This is a genomic window from Micromonospora sp. NPDC048170, from assembly GCF_040652795.1.
Taxonomy (GTDB): domain Bacteria; phylum Actinomycetota; class Actinomycetes; order Mycobacteriales; family Micromonosporaceae; genus Micromonospora.
The window spans coordinates 47,951-67,600 of the sequence record NZ_JBEZMR010000002.1 but is presented as its reverse complement, the minus strand read 5'-3'; the positions used below and the strand labels follow the sequence as shown (position 1 = coordinate 67,600).

The 19,650-nt window shown below is 68.3% G+C and carries 14 protein-coding genes; 7 read left to right on the top strand and 7 right to left on the bottom strand.

What is annotated here, in order from left to right:
• Nucleotides 1-107: 107 nt before the first annotated feature.
• The 7 genes from AB0D32_RS03790 to AB0D32_RS03760 form a co-directional block, all read right to left on the bottom strand.
• Nucleotides 108-587, bottom strand: coding sequence for a GNAT family N-acetyltransferase (locus AB0D32_RS03790; RefSeq protein ID WP_357084424.1), 480 nt, complete (start codon nucleotides 585-587; stop codon nucleotides 108-110).
• The gene (locus tag AB0D32_RS03785) at nucleotides 584-3,694 is read right to left on the bottom strand and encodes an orotidine 5'-phosphate decarboxylase / HUMPS family protein (RefSeq protein ID WP_357084422.1); all 3,111 of its coding nucleotides are present in this window, start codon (nucleotides 3,692-3,694) and stop codon (nucleotides 584-586) included. Before AB0D32_RS03785 ends, AB0D32_RS03790 begins: the two co-directional genes overlap by 4 nt.
• Nucleotides 3,695-3,831: 137 nt before the next feature.
• On the bottom strand, nucleotides 3,832-4,944 hold the full coding sequence (locus tag AB0D32_RS03780) for a hypothetical protein (RefSeq protein ID WP_357084419.1): 1,113 nt from the start codon (nucleotides 4,942-4,944) through the stop codon (nucleotides 3,832-3,834).
• 136 nt (nucleotides 4,945-5,080) lie between these two features.
• Nucleotides 5,081-7,171, bottom strand: a complete 2,091-nt coding sequence (fxlM, locus tag AB0D32_RS03775) for a methyltransferase, FxLD system (protein ID WP_357084415.1) — start codon at nucleotides 7,169-7,171, stop codon at nucleotides 5,081-5,083.
• A gap of 14 nt (nucleotides 7,172-7,185) precedes the next feature.
• The gene (locus AB0D32_RS03770) at nucleotides 7,186-8,448 is read right to left on the bottom strand and encodes a lanthionine synthetase C family protein (RefSeq protein ID WP_357084412.1); all 1,263 of its coding nucleotides are present in this window, start codon (nucleotides 8,446-8,448) and stop codon (nucleotides 7,186-7,188) included.
• The gene (locus AB0D32_RS03765) at nucleotides 8,445-11,471 is read right to left on the bottom strand and encodes a lantibiotic dehydratase (protein WP_357085635.1); all 3,027 of its coding nucleotides are present in this window, start codon (nucleotides 11,469-11,471) and stop codon (nucleotides 8,445-8,447) included. The genes AB0D32_RS03770 and AB0D32_RS03765 overlap by 4 nt, the downstream gene beginning before the upstream one ends.
• A 121-nt stretch (nucleotides 11,472-11,592) precedes the next feature.
• Entirely contained in the window at nucleotides 11,593-11,727 is a 135-nt protein-coding gene (locus AB0D32_RS03760) for an FxLD family lanthipeptide (protein WP_357084409.1), read from the bottom strand.
• An 886-nt stretch (nucleotides 11,728-12,613) separates the two neighbouring features.
• Between AB0D32_RS03760 and AB0D32_RS03755 the strand changes: the two genes are divergently transcribed.
• From AB0D32_RS03755 to AB0D32_RS03725, 7 genes are all read left to right on the top strand, one after another.
• Nucleotides 12,614-13,375 (top strand): GNAT family N-acetyltransferase, encoded by a 762-nt coding sequence (locus AB0D32_RS03755; RefSeq protein WP_357084406.1) that lies wholly within the window; start codon nucleotides 12,614-12,616, stop codon nucleotides 13,373-13,375.
• 61 nt (nucleotides 13,376-13,436) lie between these two features.
• Complete coding sequence (locus tag AB0D32_RS03750; protein WP_357084403.1) at nucleotides 13,437-13,817, top strand: hypothetical protein; 381 nt, start codon at nucleotides 13,437-13,439, stop codon at nucleotides 13,815-13,817.
• Nucleotides 13,814-15,277, top strand: coding sequence for an APC family permease (locus AB0D32_RS03745; RefSeq protein ID WP_357084400.1), 1,464 nt, complete (start codon nucleotides 13,814-13,816; stop codon nucleotides 15,275-15,277). The genes AB0D32_RS03750 and AB0D32_RS03745 overlap by 4 nt, the downstream gene beginning before the upstream one ends.
• 472 nt (nucleotides 15,278-15,749) lie before the next feature.
• Nucleotides 15,750-16,382, top strand: coding sequence for a hypothetical protein (locus tag AB0D32_RS03740; RefSeq protein ID WP_357084397.1), 633 nt, complete (start codon nucleotides 15,750-15,752; stop codon nucleotides 16,380-16,382).
• Entirely contained in the window at nucleotides 16,379-17,626 is a 1,248-nt protein-coding gene (locus AB0D32_RS03735) for a histidine decarboxylase (RefSeq protein ID WP_357084394.1), read from the top strand. The genes AB0D32_RS03740 and AB0D32_RS03735 overlap by 4 nt, the downstream gene beginning before the upstream one ends.
• A gap of 41 nt (nucleotides 17,627-17,667) precedes the next feature.
• Nucleotides 17,668-18,810 carry a class II histone deacetylase gene (locus tag AB0D32_RS03730; protein WP_357084391.1) on the top strand — a complete coding sequence of 381 codons (1,143 nt, stop codon included), beginning with the start codon at nucleotides 17,668-17,670 and terminating at the stop codon, nucleotides 18,808-18,810.
• 81 nt (nucleotides 18,811-18,891) lie between these two features.
• Nucleotides 18,892-19,647 (top strand): class I SAM-dependent methyltransferase, encoded by a 756-nt coding sequence (locus AB0D32_RS03725; protein WP_357084388.1) that lies wholly within the window; start codon nucleotides 18,892-18,894, stop codon nucleotides 19,645-19,647.
• Nucleotides 19,648-19,650: the final 3 nt, after the last annotated feature.

Sequence of the window (19,650 nt, the reverse complement as noted above, 5' to 3'; positions counted from 1 at the left end):
TCCGGATCTCATTGTGTCCTTCGGTGCCGGGTATCGCGTTTCTGGGGTTTCACACCTCGACCGTAGGTTGGCCACGGCACATGCGTGCCCTGTTGGCCCAGGACGGGTCACGGTTCGAGCCGGCGTTCGTATACCGCACGGTGTTTTCCGGGCCCCTTGTAGTCGTGGGCTACGGACACTCCTTGCTCGACGGCATCGCCAGGGACGTTGGTGAACCCCAAGGCGAGCCAAGCCCGGTGCGCAGCGCCGTTGTCGGGTTCCGAGGTGAGGTAGAGGCGTCGGCATCCCCAGAGAGCGGCTCGGCGGTGGACTTCTTCCACGAGCGCCCGCGTGACCCCTTGCCGGCGGTGACTGGGGTGCGTCATCACGTCCTGAAGGTAGATCTCCGACGGGTCGACCTGGCTTCGGAAGGCGATCACGCTGCCGACGACCTGCCCGTCAACGATGGCGAGTGGACAGGTGTCGGCGAACAGCGTGGCGTAAAGCCAATAGTCCGATGAGCCCCGCAGCCTGATGTGCGGCTCTCCTAGCGCGAGCAGTTTTTCGAGGTCGGGGATGCGGTCGACCGTGAGCGGGGTGATGATCATGAGCGGTGTCCTTCGGCAAGCTCGATTGATGCGGCGAGGTCCCGCGCGGCGACGGCGGGGTCCAGGGAGTCGGTGACTCCGCGACCGACGACGAGGATGTCCCAGGAGCGTCGTCGGCTGGCTTCGACGTCGGTGGGTTCGAAGCCGCCGGAGACCGCGACCGGCAGTTTGGTCCAGGACCTGATCAGTTGCGCCTGGTCGAGGGGGTGGAAACCGGCTACGCCCAGGTCGATGTTCGTGGTGATGGCGAAGCCGTCGACTCCCGCGCGTTCCATGTCCTGGACCCAGCCTTGATTCAGCCGGCCGGTGGGGACGTCGATGATGACGGGGACGGTGAGGCGCTTGCTGGCCTCGACGGCTGCCGAGACGCTGGCGATGCTGGCGGGTCCGATGAGTAGCACGACGTCGGCTCCGGCCTCGGTCGCGAGGACCACCTGGTCGCGTCCCCAGTCTGCCGACATCATCTCAGCGACGATCCATGCACCAGGTGCTTGTTGCTTGACAGCGCTGATTGCCTGGATGCCGACGCTCTTGATGAGCGGGTCGCCGATCTCGATGAATCGCACGCCAGCGGTGACGGCGGCCTGCGCGACGCTGATGGCGTAGTCGAGGTCGCGGACATCGAGTGCGACCTGGAGTGCGCGTCGGTCTCGGAGACGGCGGAAGGCTTCCTTGCTGATTCCTGCGGTCGTGATCGTGCCTGTGTCATGTCCGTCGAGCAGGTTGGCTTCGGTGCGGACGAGCCAGTCGGTTGAGGTGCCGCCCTGGCGAATCAGGGCGGATCTGACATCCGGAGGGAGCCGTAGGGCACCGGTGCGGGCTTCTCGAAGTAGGCCGAACAGGGCACCACGAGCTGAGTCTTCGTCGGGGATCGGTTGTCTGCCGGACTTGAGTAGAAGCCGCTGTGCGGCGACTCGGACGTTTCGAGGGCCGTGTCGCCAGGCGTCCTGGTTGCTGATGACCAGGTCGGCAGCGGAGTCGTCGTGCCCAGCTCGGGCGGCGAGCCCTTGGAGGAGGCGTTCGCGGACGTGCCAGTTGCGGTCGTTGAGGAGAGTGGCGAGCAGGTGTTCCGTGCCGGATGCGGTCGAGCGGCCGACAGCGTCGGCCACGGCGGCGCGAACCTTGTAGTCGCGGTCCGCGACCAACGCTTCCAGGACCTCGGTGATCGTGTGGAGTGGGACAGCACGGCCTGCTCGGATTCCTTCGACGAGGGCGGCGCGGGCTCGCCAGTCGGGATGGGCCAGGAGTGCCTTCAGCTCGTGAGAACTGCCGTTGTCGGTGGCGAGGAAGACGTGGAAATGTCGGGCGATGAACACCGCATCTTCGACGGCGTCGAGTTGTGCGAGGCGAACGAAGTCGTGGACGGCGGCGATGGGTAGCTGCCTCTCGACGCACGCCACGATGTCGGACCAGACTGTCGGGCCGAAGCGGCGCAGCACTCGCAGCATCCATCGGGGGTACTCCGTGCCGAGGGCTGTGGCGGCTGCGCTGGTGTGCAGGAGGGCTCTGGCGAGGGGAAGCCCATTGTCGTGTAGGCACCGTGAGGCGCATACGCGCAGCACCTCGGCGGTGGCGAAGGCGGGGGCATCGCCGGTGAGTTCGAGCATCATCGGCAGCGTTTCGGTGATGCTGACCGATGGTGACTGGGCGACGGCGGCCAGCAGCTCCGGTGTCGTGGCGTCCAAGCCCTGCAAGGCGAATTCCAGGACGCCTCGCAGGTCGCCTGACTGGTTTGTGCGGGTGGCCAGGTCGTTGAGCAGCTCGATGGTGACGGTCGAGCGCCCCTGGGCCTCGATGAGCTGGGCGAGCCAGCGTGCGAAGAGGAACTCGCGAATGACGTCGTGATAGAACGTCAGGCCGCTGGTCGGTCCGGACCGCACGAGCCCTGTCGCCGAGGACGCGGTGACATCATCAGCATTGTCTGAGTCGGCTTGGATCGGGGGGAGCAGGTAATGAGGCCATGCTGCGGCGAGCTGCCGTCGCGCAAGGGTGGTTAGGGCCGCGGTGGCGCGTTCGACATCCAGGCCCGCGGCTTTCAAGATCGAAGCGACGCAGAACTCCACGAGCCGGTAGGCGTTGGTTTCCCCGAGCGGTTCAGTCGACTTGGCGGCCCGGATGAGGCTCATGTACAGCGGCAGACGCACCAGGTTGCGGATCTTCGCGGGTAGCGTGTCGAACGAGGGCTCGCCCTCGTGTCGCTGGGCGTTCCACACCTGCCGAGCGGTGCCAGTGTCCCAGCGCCCGAGCGGTAGCGAGGCGCCAACGCCGGGATCCTGACCGGGGACGACCGCTGCCGCCAGGACGGGATAGGGCGCGAGCTCGATTTCCGGTGGCGTACGCAGCACGAGGAGAAACCGCAGATTCTTCGAGAGCACCTGCCGCAGCGTGGCGTCAAGTTGGCGGCAGACCTTGTCGACCACAGCGCGGGACTGCGGACTGTCGATGACGACCAACAGTGGCCGGGACAGGCTCTGGCTCTCGTCTTCCAGAGTCAACAGGGGATCCTCGCCGGCCGGCAGGGAACCGTAGCGGAGGATCTCTCGCGCCAGGTCGAGGTCCCCACTCCACGAGTCCGTGGTCAGCAGCTGAACATCCACACCGGGAACCTGCGCCGCCAGGTGGCGGGTGAAGCTGGACTTGCCGCAGCCCGGGGGACCGGTGACCAGGAAGACGCGGGAGGTTGAGGCCAACAAGTCCGCCACCAGCCGTTGGACGTCGGCTGGCGGCACGTAGCCAAGTTCGTCGGGATGCTGGACACCGAACGCCGCGAGGACGGCAGCGGTCCGTTCTCTGGTGCGGGTACCGAGGTCTTGCCTCGTCGGCCGAGGGCCGTCGACAGGAGGCGGCGATGGGCTTGGCACGGTAGCGACTGCCGCCTTAAGGGCCTGGGCGAAGCGCTGCCTGACCTCGGTCGATGCCCGTGCGAGGTCGACGTCGAGCATCTGCTGGGTCTCATAGCGCATCCGGCTCGACGCACCGCGCTTCTCCCAGTTGGAAACAGCCGTCGGAGTGAGCCCCAGGTGCTCGGCGAAACCGCGCACGCTCATACGCAGCGCCAGGCGCAGTGCCTTCGCCTCGCGGCCTGTCCACCGCCGTACCGTCTCCACGGGTATCCCCCAGGCCATGCACTCAGCGTCAATGCGGCTATCCGCTGATCAGTGTGCATGATGCCGCAGCGAGATGGACAGGCGACTGGGTGGCCGGCCGGTTTGACCAGGAGACCCGGCCGTTTGCCTCTGCGCGGTCAAGCGTGCGAATTACGGCCGGAAAGGTGGGCCTCGTGTATCGCGATTCCGGCCAGATCGAGCGCCATCGAGAGAGTGCGGCGCGCGGATTGTGGCAGTAGGCCGACGCCGAGGCCGCTTGCAGCGATTATTTTCTTCAACGCTTCATGGTGTTCTGCACCAACGGCTGGATGGTTGAGGAGTTCGCGCGCTGGATTGGCGTCCTGCTCGCGGACCACGGCTGTGACCAAGCAATTGACCAGGCAAGCTCCAACAGCCGGGGAAACGTCAGCGGCAAGGTCGAGGACGGTGAGGCTGAGCCGGGTCCGAAACACTCCGAGCCCGGGGGGCAACACCAGGCCTGACACCTGGTTGATCAAACTAGGTTGGTCGGCTTGGTGCCGGTCGCCGAGGGCGGCAGCGATCCAGCTATGTAGGAGGCCGCGCACCGGCTCCTCCCACGGGTGCTCGATTGTGCTCTGGTTGAGGATGGCGGTAGCTGCGGGACCGTTGCCCTGCAGGAGGTTAGCTACGACCCCGACTTGCCGCCCATCGAGCAGATTGGCTTCGATGCCGCCGTAGCGTTGGACGTGCGTGACGGCCTCGGTCCAGCGGCCGGCGAGAGTGAGGGCTCGGGTTCCATCGGCGAGCAGGACGTGACATAGCCAGTTGGTGATCTGTTCGCGTTCGCTGGGCTCGGCAGGGAGCTGCCAAGGAAGTATCTCCAAGTCGTCAATGACAGTGGGGCTGCTGTTGACGACCGCGTCGTAGAGGTCGGTGAGCAGGCGGTGTGCGCCTTGCCCGTCGTGGGCGCGGAGGCGAAGGCGGGCGAGATTGACGACTGGTTCGAGGGCAAATCGGCCGGTGTATCCGTCGAGGGGGGCTTTGCTGAGGTAGAGGTTCGCGTGGCGGTGGCACCAGGTGCGGGCGAGTTCTGCGTCCGCACAGTCGGAGGCGACGAGAGCGGCTCCGTTGAACACCATGGACGCTTTCTCCGAGTCGCCTTCGCGGTGAGCGGTTTCGGCTAGGCCGGCGAGGCGGCTTATCCGTGCGTCGAGAGGTTTGGCTGGTGGTCGTTTGCGGGCGACGAGGGGAAACCGGGCCGCGATCGTGGGGGCGAGCGGCAGGGCCATGGTCTCTCCTCTATCGCTGCGGAAGTCCGCGTCCTAGGTAAACCGGCGGCCGGTTGACCAGTGGTGATCGGCGTGTCGGCCGTGCTCGCCTCGGCGCAGCCGGGGCGGGGTAGGGCACCGCCCCGGCTGCACGCGGTTAGAAGGTGATCGTGAGGACGGTGTCGGGTCGGCTGATCTGGCCGGTCTGGGCCGGTCGGGTTCCTGGACGGTGGGCGGTGACGGTGGGCTGGTTGGGGCGGCCTGCCTCGTCCCACTGGTCGAGTAGGTCGGTCAGTTCCGTCGCGAGCTTGTCGGCGTCCGGTCCGTAGGCGATGGCGCCGAGTTCGTGGTGGCCGCCGCCGATGTCTTGGAAGGCGAGGTAGGCGATGGTGCCGCCGTGGTAGATGGCGGCTCCGGCCCATCGGTAGGCGGGGGTGACCATTCCGCTGGTGCGGGCGGTGTCGCCGACGCGGAGACGGCCGAACGGCTTGCTGCTGTGCACAAGGAGCCACAGGTCAAGGTGGCCGATGGGGTCGGCGTCGCTGACCTGAATGCCGGTCCACCGCTCGTGCTGGGAGTGGTTGATGGCGTTCGCGAGGGTGAGGCGGTCGGGTTGGTCGGCGGCGTCGATTTTAAGGACCACGTCGGTGCCGAGGCGTACGTGGTGGTCGGTGTGCTCGGCCGTGCCGCGCATGGGCACGAATCCGCAGACCAGCGGCGTTGTGGTGCTGACCAGCTCGGTGGGGCTGGTGCGGTCGAAGGCGAAGCATCGGGTCAGGCCGCTCTCGTGTACCCGTAGGGGTATGACGATGCGGCCGTGGTCGGCGAGTTGGTTCCACCAGGCCGCGGAGATGTCCCACGCTCCGGCGGTGATGATGGCGCGGTCGTAGGGCGCGGCGTCGGGGTGGCCGAGGGCTCCGTCTGCGCAGATCACGTCGACGGTGTCGTAGCCGGCGCGGTCGAGGCTGGCGCGGGCGCCGTCGGCGAGGTCCTGATCAAGTTCGATGGTGACGACCGTGCCGCCGGGGTTGGTCAGTTCGGCGAGGAGGGCGGCGTTGATGCCGGTGGCCGCGCCGATCTCCAAGACGCGATCTCCGGGTTGTGGGTCGAGTTGTTCGAGCATGTCCGCGACGAGGCTGGGGCTCGATGCCGACGACAGCGCGGCACCGTTGGGGTCGCGTTTGGTGACGATCTGACGGCGGGTGTAGACGGTTTCCAGGTCGACGCCGGAAAGGAATTGCTCGCGGGGTACCGTCCGGAATGCCTGTTCGACGGAGTCGGAGCGGATATGGCCGCGCTGTTTGAGGGTGGTGACGAGCTGGTCGCGCAGTGCCGCTGCGTCGGAGCCTTGCGGTTCGGTTTGGGAGGTTTTCACCGCTTTTACCCTACTGTCGGTCGTGCCGGCAGGTTGATAGCCGGGTTGGATGCCGGACGAGTGGTGGAAGGTGACGTGCACGGCGGCCGTCGCCAGCAGCCAGGCATCGGGGGCCGAGATGCCGAGCCGGTTGAACAGGAACAGGACGTGGTGGGTCAGCACGCTGCGCAGGTCGCGGGTCAGTGCTCCGTGCCGGTCGAGGAATCCGAGGGCCTGGCCAGCCTGCTCGTGAGCCCTCGGCCATTGAGGGGCCGCGCTTAGTGGGCTGTGCGGCGTGTCGTCGGTGGCGGTGAGGAAGCGCTGCACGGCGGCGACCAGCCCGGGGCTTGGTGCGGGCGCGTGGGGTTGGTGTCGGCGGGTGGCGAGGTGCTGCCAGACGTCGCCCTGTTCGGAGAACTCCAGTCCGGCTGCGCGCATGAGGCGGGTGGCGAGCAGGACGCCGAGTTCGCGTCGGTGGCTGCCGCCGTCGGCGAGGTGGTCGAGGATGTGGCGACCGTCGGCGTGGAAGAGAGTGTGGGCGATCGTCATGGCGTGGTCGCCACCGAAGGCGTACGCCTCGGGCCGGTAGATGGGCTCGGTGACGTCGAGGATGCGGTCGTCGGCGGTGATGTCGGCGAGCAGGGTGTAGAGCGGGGCGAGCCGGCTGCTGGGCAGCAGCCGCAGCCGCCACGTCTCGGTCTTGCGGATGAACCAGAACGCGGTGATGACGCTGTGGTCTTCGGCGGCGGCGAGCGCGGGGGCAAGCCGGGTTGCGGCGTAGTCCTCCGCGGTGCGCCAGTTGGTGAAGGTCAGGTTGACCTGACGCCACCGGCTGATCGGGCCTGCGTCCGGTGGTGGCTCGGTACCGGGTTCGGGGTCGAGGTCGAGGTCCATGATGCTCTTCTCGTCTAGTTGATCAGCAGGCTCGTGGCCCATTGGATGGCGGTGCCGGTAGCGAAGATGTGCAGGCTGAGGGCCACGCCGGCGGGGCCCGTGATCAGGCCGGACGGCGCGGGAGTGGTGTCGGTGGCGTGCTGGATCAGCAGCCGCGTCAGGTGTGGCACGGCGGCGGGCAGGCTGGTGTCGCGGGCGTCGGCGGCGGCGTACCAGAGCGTGGCGGCGAGCCCTGCCCAGCCGTGGCACAGCGACGGGTCGATGACCTGGTTGAGCTGAACGGGGTCGGCCATACAGCGGGCCAGCGCCTCCTCTGCCGCCTGCTGTCGGGCGCAGTCGCCGAGGGCGATTCCGGCGAGTTGGTGGGCGCGTGCGATACCCGGGGTGCCATAGCACCAGGACGGCCGCGCCGGTCCGCTCGCGGCGGGCTTACCGGCGTGCAACTCCGCGGCGGTGATTTTCTCGGGCCACCAGGGGCCCGCAGGGCCTGTCTGCTGCCACCTGTCCAGCCATGAGCAGATCCGACCGATCGCCTCGGTCTGTCCCGGCACACCGATGTGCTGACGCATGGCCAGAGCCAGCAGGGCCAACGGGCCGGTAATGCCGTGCGCCATACCGAGGTTGGCATGTCCGCCCCGCTCAGGTCCCTCGCCATCGGGTGGATCCGCGCTCCACCAACCCGGCGCGAGCCGGCCGGCCTCGTCGAAGGCGTCGACCGGCTCGGTGAGCCGCACCAGGTACATCAGCACCTGGCGCAGCAGGTCGCCGTCAGGGGAGCGGCGCAGCAGGTGGGCTCCAAGGCCGGTCAGCCCGCGTACTAGGTCGAACTCTGACAGCGAGGGCCGGGCACCTGCTGCGAGGCGTGCCTCGGCAGCGGCCAACCGACGCCCGGTCAGGTCCGCGACGGCACGATCAAGGGCGTCCAGGGCAGCCAGGTGGGCGTGTGGCATAGCCGTGGTCAGCGCATGGGTGACAGCGGGTGCACCGAACCACAGCCCCGCTCCGGCACCGTTGTTGAGCGTCTCCGCACTCGCGCGGCGCAGCCACGCACGGACCGGCTCCCAGCCACCGTGACCCGTCTGCGCGCGCACCCCGTGCAGGATCGCCACCCCGGCGGCCCCCTTGGACAGCGATTGGCCGTACCAACGTGTGCTCCGTGGCCCGTAGTCGTCTCCAGCATGGTTCGGGGCCGGCGGTTCGGTCAGGCTGTCGGTGATGCGCGACGCCATCGTCTCGGCCGCTCGGAGCAGCGCAGCGTCCAGCAGCGTGACGGTCATCGAGAGGGCCCCGTGGTGCGCACACGACGGCGGACCGCAGCCAGCGCGATGTGCCGGGCGAGTCGATACGTGACCTGCTCGGCAGCCTCGTCAGGACCGTGGACGCGAACGAAGTGCAGGTGTATCAGCGAGGCGAGCACCGCCGCAGGGGTCAGAGGACTGCCGGAGGCGGACAGTGCCTCGGCGTACCGGAGGGCGACCCGAGATCGTTCCCGCCACGCGCGCTGGACGGGCTCAGGCAGGAACGTCTGATCGAGGGTGACCGCCTGACGCAGGACATGCCGTTCGATCGGCGCCCGACCGGCGTGTTCCGGCCGGGCAACGAGCCACTCGCAGCCGTCATCGTGGCTGCCGAGTATCGCAGCGGCCAGGTCGACCGTGCTCGCAGCGGTGAGCGCCTGCTGGTCGATCCGAGATTCGTCCTTCGTCGCCATCTGAGCCAGGGCGGCGCGGGAGTCAGCGGCGAACAACTTCTCGGCGGCGGATATGGCCTGGCCGTCGCCGTACCGACCGGTCTCAGGTCGGTAGGTGTCCAGACTCAGATCACCAGCGAGTCCCTGCTGCCGAAGCGCCTGGGCCCAGCGGCCGACTCTGACCGCCGCGTCACCGTAGTCGTCGGTGTGCAGCCGCAGTCGCAGGTGCGAGAACGGGCGGCGCACGCGGATGAACCACCACATCGGTGGCTCGGGCCAGTCGGCGAACAGCGCCGGTAGCCCTCGCTGCAACACCAGCTCCATCAGGGACGGCTCGACAGCGAGCGATCCGGACAGGAGACCGCCCGCTCCCGGCAGAACTGGGTCAGCGCAGGCAGGAGGCGGCCAGGAGCCTTGAGCGGCGATTGCGGCGGGCACCGAAGCCGGAGCTGCCGTGGAGGCGACCGGTACGACGATCTCGTGTGAGCGGCCGGACAGCCAACCGAAGTCTTCCGGGCCCGCCGCCTCGACGATGGTGACCGCCGCCGTGCTGGCGCCCAAGTGGGCGCGTAACAGGGACCGGTCCATAGCCTGATCGAGGTTGAGCCGCAGCCGCTGGTCGCCGCTGCCGACCTGCACCCACCTCGGAAGTCGCAGCTTCTCTCGCAGCGCCTCCCAAGCCGTTGACCACTCCCCGTCGCTCGCGTCCGCGCCGGGCAGCCGAGCCAGGTCGACCCGCCACCGCGCCGCGGACAGAATCACCCGCCCGTACCGCAGGGCGGGCCGAAACGGCAGGCAGGAAGCCGCACCCCAGTCAAACGGCTTGAGTCGGGCATCCAAGGCTCGCGGTAGCTCGATGAGGAACCGGCCGAGCAGCGGCATCGTGTGCACGGCGGCGGCATGCGCCACGGTGGGCTCCACCACTCGACGCCGTGACATCGACACCAGGACCAATCGATCGCGGCCGGCGGCCACGCCGAGGTCATCGAGGCCGATCACGTTCCCGGCAGCAGGTCGATGTTCGGCCATGCTGACCAGCCACGGAAGTACCTGCGGGGAAGTGAGCACGTTCTGGGCACGCAGGTTGCGCGGCGGGAAGCTCACCTGCGCCGGCAGCGCCCCCTCGACCGCGAGCGGAAGGCGCGTGAACTCTTTGCGCATCCACTGCCGCTCGGCGTAGGGCAGCACGTCGAGGAAGCGTCCACCCGTCGCCATCGCTGACCGACCCATACCTGTCAGCGCGATGACGAACCGGCCTTCCTCCAGCGCGCTGAGCGAGATCGCGCGCACCTCAGCCGCGACGTCGACGTGAGGGCTGGAACGGCCCTCGTCGCGATCTGAACCGGCGAGCGCCTGCACGGCCGCATCATCCAGGACCACCTCACGGACACCGTCGAGCAACGCTTGCTGCGCCAGCGCCAGCAGGCGCTCATCCCGACCGGACAGCGAGGCCACCGGCGCCCGGTTCACGCCGCTGAAGTGCTCCGGGTATCCCAGGCCGGTCACCGGATCGACCAACTGGGCAAGTGGCACTACAGCCGCCATCCCGTGCCGGTCGATAAACCGGGCATGGTATGCATGCCACTCCGGCCGCCCCGCCGGATCCGGCGTCAACCGCCGCAACACGTCCATCGACGCGACGATCTCGGCGGCGACCTGATGCGGTACGACGACCTGGTCCGCGAGCCGAACATCCACCGCCAACGGCTGCGAGGAGGCCGCCATACTCCGCATCTGATTGGCCAGCTCACGAAGGTCCACCCCTCGCCCGACTGTGGCACCGAGACGACCGTGCAGCGACCGAAGCTCAGCGCGAACAGCCCGCCCTCCAGATGCGCCATGAGCGAGGGCGTCAAGCTGCGTTAGGACATGTTTGATCGAGTCTGTGCAGGTAGACGGCGGCCGGAGAGCGGAAATCAGCACACCGTGATCGACCAGGTCGGCGACCAGAGCCTCGGCGGAGGTAAGTGCGAAGCCCGGGTAGCTGGCAGCGATCTTGTCGACCAGCTCAGCCCAGAGCACTGGGCCGGAAGCAAGCGACACCGCCAGTTGCACGGCTTCGGTGCGTCTCACCGACGCCGTGCTCCCGACGGGCACGGAGGCATGCGGCCGACACTTCACGACGATCCGAAGCCCAGACACCTGCGCCAGGTTGTTCGCCTGAACATACAGACCACGGCGAACGTCCGGATCGGCCTCAAGCCGCGTGACCAGCGACGCCAGCCAGCTCGCATCGGGCCGTACGAGGACCGCCGATCGCTGAGACGGCGTTACCGCGGCCAGCGTGTCGAAGCGCAGCGTCGTAACTCCCGAGAACAATCCGAACGGCGTCGCCCGTCGCTGAGCACGCACCAAGTACCGCGCCAACGCCAACGCCATCCGCCAACCCCGGACAGCGTCGAAAGTCCCGCCGCCGAGGGCAGCTTCCACGCGGTCAACGAATCCAGGGCTCGCCACCCAGACCGCATCCGCCAACCCGACCTTCCGCCACGCCGCTCGAAGCCAGTCTTCAACGCCGGCCGCGTCATGCCGGTGCGGCCAGGGCACCGCGCAATCCCGCCATGAATGAGCTGCGACACGGATGGTGGCGGCATCGACCGTACGAAACATGGCGTCCACCTCCGATCCACCTCCCCTTACGATCCCTTTCCATGCGAGAAGCCGCCCGATGAGGGCATCGGTTCCGGCAGGAGTACGGAGGGACACCCACCGGAACCGACAGGAGCGCTGGCTAGCAGTCGCTGCCCTTCACGGTGTCGCAGCCGTCGTCCGTGTCCGCCATCAGCGCGGCGGCGACCGGACCCTCCGTGACGATCTCCACGTCGAGCTGGAACGGGTCGCCGCTGACGGTGAGCAGGTTGTCCATTCTTGGTCCCTCCAACGAGACTCGCGATCGGTGGGCAGGTAGCCCCCGCAGCCACCGGCACATCGACTACCTCACGTTCCTCTCACCAGCGTCGAGTAACGGGAGCGCTGGCGAAAGACGGACGTGTCCTAGTCTTGTACCGGTCTTGTCAGCGTCCTGTTCCAGGACGGAGATTCGAACGGCCACTGCCCTAACGGGCGGAGTGCGGAAGTGGCGCGATGGCATTGATTCCGGGACCGATACGTCGGTGACATCCCTGTCGATGGCTGATGGGAATCCTGCCGGGCGCCGCCCACGTCAAATGAATTCAAGCCGTCGGCTCGCCGGCGATGTCGATTCCTCAAGGGGTCGCGTCGAGGCCTGGCATGAGCCGTGAGGAGCGTATCGTCCACTTCTGGAACGAGCATCCGCTATAAGATCGGGCTTTCTTGATGATTGCGCAGGGCGGGTCGGCCTAGCGTTCTCGGGTCTTAGCGCTTTCCAGTGTCATTGACACAAGACTGGTACAAGACTGGTGCATCCTTTGGTTCCCAGCGAAGACGTTTACCTGCATGATCTTTACGAGTGCGAGAACGGCGCGGCCTGGCATTGGGTTGCCAATCGCTATCGGCGGCCGCCGAAATGGGGGGCACCAAGTGCTGCTGGCGACTGGGGCCTTGATCGGGCTACTTCTGGCTTCTCAGCCAGCGCGCTCACTTATCGACGTACCTTAAGGCGGGGTGCGTCCGGTGTGGCTGCTCGCCTGGCTGCATTATCAGGAAGCGGGGGCTATGGCAGCGAGCAGCCGATCCATGAATTCCAGCGGGGACGCCACTAGACCATGCCGGCAGGGGCGTGCTTCGACCGGCGGTATCGATTTGCCTATTGGCGCTCTATGGGAGTGATTATGCAGCTCGTTCAGTGCGGCGTGAGCGTTCGTCGCGCCACCATCGGCGACTCGGACCGGCTTGCGGCGCTTCTTGCCGAAGCGCTCATGGACGCATCGGTCGGTGCCTGGCTGGTGCCCGACAAGGCCGAGCGCCGACCGGTCCTCGAACGTTACTGCCGGTTTGCGGTGGAGCATGGTCTGGAGTACGGCAGCGTCGACACGACAGACGACGTGGCTGCCGTCGCGATCTGGTACCCCCGCATCAAGCCGATGCCGCAGTTGTCGCGGCTGCTCAACAGCGACCTGCGGCGTTTGGTCGGTGCTTACGTCGAGCGGTTTGAGCTGCTACATGTCAGCACTGCGTCGGTGCACCCGTTCGTGCCGCATCATTGCCTGGCGCATCTCGCGGTGGGGTCTCGGCACCGTGGCCGGGGGCTCGGTAGTCGGCTGTTGATGAGCCATCAACGGGTGCTTGACGAGGTCGGGTTGCCGGCCTACACCGAATCCACAATTGAACGGCACCGCACGGGCCTTTACGCGCGGCTGGGTTACACGCCGCGGTGTCCGGTTCTGCTGCCACTGGCGGGCCTGGCGTTGTGGCGGATGTGGCGGCAGCCGGCGACGCGAGCAGGCGCGACGGGCCTCGATGCGCTGCTGCCGCGCCGGGTTCGCGCGCACCGGCGTCCTGTCGGCACGGACTCTGCCGCCTGGCCGGTGATGCCGGCGGCATTACCTCTCGCTGGGTGGCGCACGCCGGCTTCGGCCGTGGCCGCCCGCTAACAGTTCGTACCGAAGCTGCGGTGGGGATCGCGCGTTTCATCTCATTCCTCGGAGGACCATCGTGATTTCGATCAGACCTGCTGCTCCGCCCGGCCTGCGGTCGATGCTGTTGGGCCGGCTGACGTCGCTTTTCCGGCCGCAGGGCAGCGACGCCGTTGTTGCCGCAGGCGCGACGTCGGACGAGTTGACGTGGGGGTATGTCGTGCGGCGGGAGTGGCCGGATGGCAGTCATGACCTGTTCGGTTTCGACGCGGATCGGGAGCGGGTGCGGTGGCAGGCGTGCCGTGACGCGGGGTACTGGCTGCCGGGTTCGGTGCGGCCGACGTCGTGGGTGGTCGTGCCGGTCAACCTGGCCGATGTCCGTCGTCACGTCCTAGGCGGTTGCTGGCAGGGATCGTGCCCCAACGTCGCAGGCAAGTTGGTCGGGGAGGGGCAGCGATGAGGGGAACCCAAGTCCGTGTTGGCCTTGCGCGCAAGACGCTGGGTGAGTGGGGGATGGCGGTGTTCGGGGCGGCGGCGTCCGCGCCGATGGTGGTGCTCGCGGGGGGCATCGTCGCGACCTACGCCACGACGCAGGTGATGAGTCTGCCGCTGGTGTTCCTGCTGGTGGGTGGCGTGGTCGCGTTGCTGGCGGTCGGCTACACCGCGATGTCTCGGCAGGTGCCGCACGCTGCGGCCTACTACGCGATCCTCGCGCGGGGCCTGGGCAATGGTTGGGGGGTGGCCGGTGGTTTGGTCGCGCTCGTCGGCTACAACTCGATTCAGATCAGCCTCTACGGTCTGCTCGGTGCGACGCTCGCGGGTCTGGTGGGCGGCACCTGGTGGGTGTGGTCGGGTATCACGGTCGTGCTCGTGGCGGTGCTGGGTGTCCGGGCGATCGCGCTGTCGACGCGGCTGTTGGCGACTGTCCTTGTCTGCTCGCTGGTGATCGTGCTGGCGTTCGGGTTGAGCGCGTTGGCGAGCCCGAGTGGCGGTGCTGTGTCCTGGCAGGGGTTCTCGGTGTCGGGGCTGGCGGTCGGTGGTGTCGGTGGTGCGGTCGCCCTGTGTTTGGCGGCGCTGATGGGCGTCGATGTGCCCGGATCGTTCGCTGAGGAGGCGCACTCGGGCAGGGCGGTGACCCGTGCGGTATTCGGTGGAGTGTTCTTCCTGACGGGCGTGTATGCCCTGACGGCGTGGGCCATGGGTGTCGCGGTCGGTCCTGACCAGGTCGCGCAGGTCGCTGCGGACCCGAATGCCGCCCTGCCGTGGTCGCTGTTCGAGCAGCGTCTTGGCAGCGTCGTGACGGTGCTGGCCGAGGCGATGCTGATCTGCGCGATCATCACGTCGCTGCTGGCTTTCCACTCCGTGGTGGCGCGTTACGTCTTTGCGATGGCCCGGGAGGGGGTTCTGCCGGTGGCGCTGGCCCGCGCGGGCAGCGGCACCCGCATCAGCGCCCCGGTGGGTGGGTCGCTGTTCCAGACCGTCACCGCCGCCGTGGTGTTGGCAGGGTTCGTTGTCGCGGGCGCTGATCCGGTCGCTGGCATGTTCACCTGGTTGTCGACGCTCGGCGCGCTGGGGCTGCTGTGTCTGCTGCTTGCCGCTTCCCTCGCGGCGATGATGTCGCTGGCCCGACTACGCGGGAGCCGTGCCGGGGTGTGGTCGTCTCTGATCGCGCCGGCCTTCGGCCTGGCGCTGGGCCTGGTGGTCCTCACCGCGATGGTGGTCAACGTCGGCACTCTGCTCGGCGCCGCGCCCGGATCGCTGAAGCCGTACGTCCTGCCTCTGATCATCGTGGTCGCAGCGGTCGGTGGAGGGCTGTGGGCGCGGTTCCTGCGGCGCGCACGCTTGGAGATTTACCTGGGCATCGGTTTGGGCCGGCCCGACACGCACGCGATTCCCGATGACGTCGGCGTCACTTTCTAAGGCGGTGGACGACATGCGAGCATCCTCAGCAGCCGAGACGCCGGGCCGGCATCACAGCGCCCCTGAGCCGCGGTGGCCGCAGCCTGTGCCCGCGCCGGCCCGTCCGGTCGGGTATTCGGCGACGTACGGCGGCGCCCAGCCCAGCTACGAGGCTTCTCCGCCTGCACCCCCCGCGCAGCGGGGCCCTCACCCGCACGAGTCCCTACCTCCCCAGTCAACTCGCGAGCCGGTCACCGACGGCGAGCCGTATCCGTGGCGAGCCGACCCGACTGCCGAACAGCGGCCGGTAGTCGTCGAGAAGCCGTCGTCGGCCTCACCTCATTGGGCTGATGACGAGGGACCATCGGCGGAGGATCGAGCCTGGGCCGACCTGCGTAGGCAGGTCGCGCAGCGACTCCAGAACATCAACACCACTCACTGCCATGAGGCGTTCGACCGTCTCGGCAGGCGCAACGCGATCGGACCGCATGGCGTGGTGCTGCTCTACGCCGCCCCAGATGCCAGCCAGCCGCACGGCTACCGCCTGTGGGTGGCTACGAGGCTGTGGCTGGCCGGGCCCGAGGCCGCCAACCTGGAGCAGCTGCTCGGGGAGCTGACGCGAGTTGCCCAGGACAACATCGCCCGCGCTATCAGGCGGGGACAGCGATGGGATCCGTGTGGGCCCGAGGACTCGATGGTCAATGGCGGAGACATGAACATGTCGCCCTTGGCGACCTTCGTCGGCGTCGGGGTGTCCACGCTCAACTCCAGTCAGGGGACGTGGCAGACGGTGGCGCAGGCGATCCGCAACCAGCCCGTGACTGGCGGACGATCGCTGTCGATCTTTGACGCCAAGGGGCAGTGCATCGCGCTGCTCGCCGACGGCACCGCCCTCTACGTCGAGCGCGACATCAACCGGCCGCTGGGCAGCGACGGCATCAAGTGCACCAAGACCCTGGACCCGGACCGGCCGTCGTACCTTCACAACCCGCACGCGAACCTCGTCCAGACCGGTGACGGCACCATCCTGCCGGCGTGGGGCCACCTCGGCAATCTGCACCGGGTCCTGGCGGACTACCTGGTTCCCGGGCGGCCCCACCAGCTTCTTCCGGGGCGGCCCGGGTGAGCGGCCCGCGTGTCGACCTGGAGGCCGCAGCCGATCTGGGCCAGTCACCGATCGACGTCGCCGCGGTGATCCAGACGCTGGCCGACCAAGCCGCGCAGGGGCAGGCCATGAGCATCGGCTTCCCCGGTGCCGTCGACATCGACTACCGGGCGGTGGCGCCGCTGCACGGGCGCCTGTGGAACAACATCGGTGATCCGGCCACCGAGCCGGGCGGGGCCGCGCACACGAAGGCCCTCGAACGGGCCGTCATCGCGTGGTGCGCCGACGCGGTGGCGCTGCCCGCCGACAACCGGTGGGGCTACGTCACGGCAGGGGGCACCGAGGGCAACCTCGCCGCGCTGCACGCAGCCCACGTCCGCTACCCGACGGGCGTGGTCTACTACTCGGCCGCCGCCCACTACTCCATCCGCAAGATCATCGAGATTGTCGGTGTCCGTAGCGTCGTTGTCGACGCCACGGACACCGGCGAGATGAGCTACCCGCACCTCGCCTCGCGCGCCCGACGCAATCGGCAGCGGCCGGCGATCGTCGTGGCGACCGCCGGCACCACGATGACCGAGGCCATCGACAACACCAGCCGCATCCACGCCGTGCTCAGCGACATCGGTATCGACCGCCGCCATGTGCACGTCGACGCGGCGCTGGCCGGGATCCCGCTCGCCCTCGACGGTGCGCTGCGCCTCGACGACGCCAGCGGCGTCGACAGCGTCGCCATCAGCGGACACAAGTTCTTCGGCACGCCGACGCCCTGCGGGGTGGTTCTGATGCGCGACAGCATCCGCCGGCACGGCACACACATCGCCTACACCGGCACACTCGACACCACCGTGGCCGGCTCCCGCTGCGGACAGGCCGCCGCGATGCTGTGGTACGCCATCGCCAGCCACGGACGCGAGGGCCACCGCTGGCGGGCCACCGCCGCCCGCCAACTCGCCGCCGACGCCGTCGACAAGCTCACCGCGGTCGGCTGGCCTGCCTGGCGGCATCCACACGCCTTCACTGTCGTCCTGCGCACACCACCGGAGCTGGTACGCCAGAAATGGCTGCTAGCCACTGACGGCGACTGGAGTCACACCATCTGCATGCCCGGCATCAGCAGAGCGCAAATCGACGCCTTCGTCGCTGACATCGCCGCAGCGGTCCGCTGGAGCCCACCTGCCGCGATACCCCGTCCCCGCAGCGCCGCCGAACCCACCAGTGGCCAACACCAGAACTCGGTCGCTACCGCCGACGCCGTCCGCTGACGCCACCTTCACCGCCTACCGCTCAAGGGAGGGCTCGCCGCATGCCCCGCACAGGCTACGTGTACCACCCCCTCTTCTTCTGGCACGACACCGGCACCGCAGCCGGGCTGGCACCAGCCAACCCCCCGGCGGGAATCCAGCCCCTAGCCCACTTCGAGAGCCCGGACACCAAACGCCGCATCCACGAACTGGTCCACGTCTCGGGTCTGCTCGACAATCTCGCGCAGATCCGCCCCCGCCCGGCCACCGACGAGGAAATCCTGCGGGTACACACTCTCGGGCACGTCGAGCACATCAAGAGCAGCAGCGCGCACCCGCGCGGCGGCGACGCCGGCGACGGCTACTCACCAGTCGGCCAGGGCAGCTACGACATCGCCCTGCTCGCCGCCGGCGGCATGATCGAGCTGGTCACCGCCGTCGCCCGAGGCGAGATCACCAACGGATACGCGCTGATCCGTCCACCGGGCCACCACGCCACCGCCGACACCGGCATGGGTTTCTGCCTGTTCAACAACCTCGCCATCGCCATCCGGCACGCGCAGGCGGAACTCGGTGTCGAACGGATCGCGGTCGTGGACTGGGACGTCCACCACGGCAACGGCACCCAGGCGATCTTCTACAACGACCCGAGCGTGCTCACCATCTCCCTGCACCAGGACAACTGCTTCCCACCGAACTCCGGGCTGCTGGCGGAGAACGGGGAAGGCGACGGCGCGGGATGCGCGATCAACGTGCCACTACCACCCGGAACGGGCTCAGCCGGCTACCAGTACGCGATGGACGAGGTCGTCATCCCCGCCCTCAACCGCTACAGCCCCGACATGATCCTCGTCGCCAGCGGCTACGACGCCAACGTCCTCGACCCCCTGGGACGACAGATGCTCGGCGCCAGCACCTACGCCACACTCACCGCCACCCTCATGGACGCCGCCGACCGGCTGTGTGGCGGCCGGCTCGCCATGGCACACGAGGGCGGCTACGCCGCGTCCTACGTACCGTTCTGCGGGCTCGCTGCCCTGGAAACCCTCTCCGGCATCCGCACCGGGATTCTCGACCCCCTGGCAGACATCGTCGCCGGATGGCTCGACCAACCGCTGCTCGACCACCAACGCAAGGTCATCGACGCCGCCGCCTGGTTAGTCGCCAACGTGCCTCTTCCGGCGGCAGCCACCACCGCTGCCTAACGCACGCACCCCTCAACCATGCGCGACGTGTGGGGTGATGCCGCCGGCATCACCAACCACGCCGACACCCGAAGGAACGCCATGACAGCCACGCTGCCGGCCCACCCTGGGCCGATACACCAACTGCTTAACCCGAGCATCCACAACGTCCTGGACCGACTCGACATCAGAACCGACCAGCGGGTGCTGGAGATCGGTGCCGGTGCCGGCGAGATCACCGCCCGCCTGGCGCAGCTCGTCGGCCGCTACGGGTCCGTCACCGCCGTCGACACCGACACCAGCCACCTCACCGGCACCAACGTCATCGACGTCCAGCAGCGCGACCCGAACCGGGACCTCCTGCCCGGCCAGGCCGACAGCTACGACCACATCGTCGCCCGCTGGCCCCACGGCGCCGTGCGCGACCCGGCGGACGTGGTGGAGCAGATGATCACCCGGCTGCGTTCGGGTGGCTGGCTCGTCCTCGCCGACATCACACCCACCCCACCCCGGGTCTACCAGGCCCCCGACGACGAGTCGGGCACCCTGATCTCCACCGTCATGCACCAGGTCCACCGCGCCGTCACCGGCTCGTACAGCGGAACCTGGACCGCCGCACCCGAAACCCTGCTCCTACACCACGGCATGGTGCAGCACTGCAGCCATTCGGGCACCGAGACCTGGACCGGAGGCGGCCCCGGATGCGGGCTGCTCGCCGAAGTCGTCACCCACCTGCGTCCCAGCCTGACCGACATCACGCACGCGGACGCGGACCGATTCGCCAGCCTCATGGCCGACCCCCGGGTACTCCTGGGCTCCTACGAACGCCGGGTCATCCACGCCCGCGAGCGCACCTGAGGA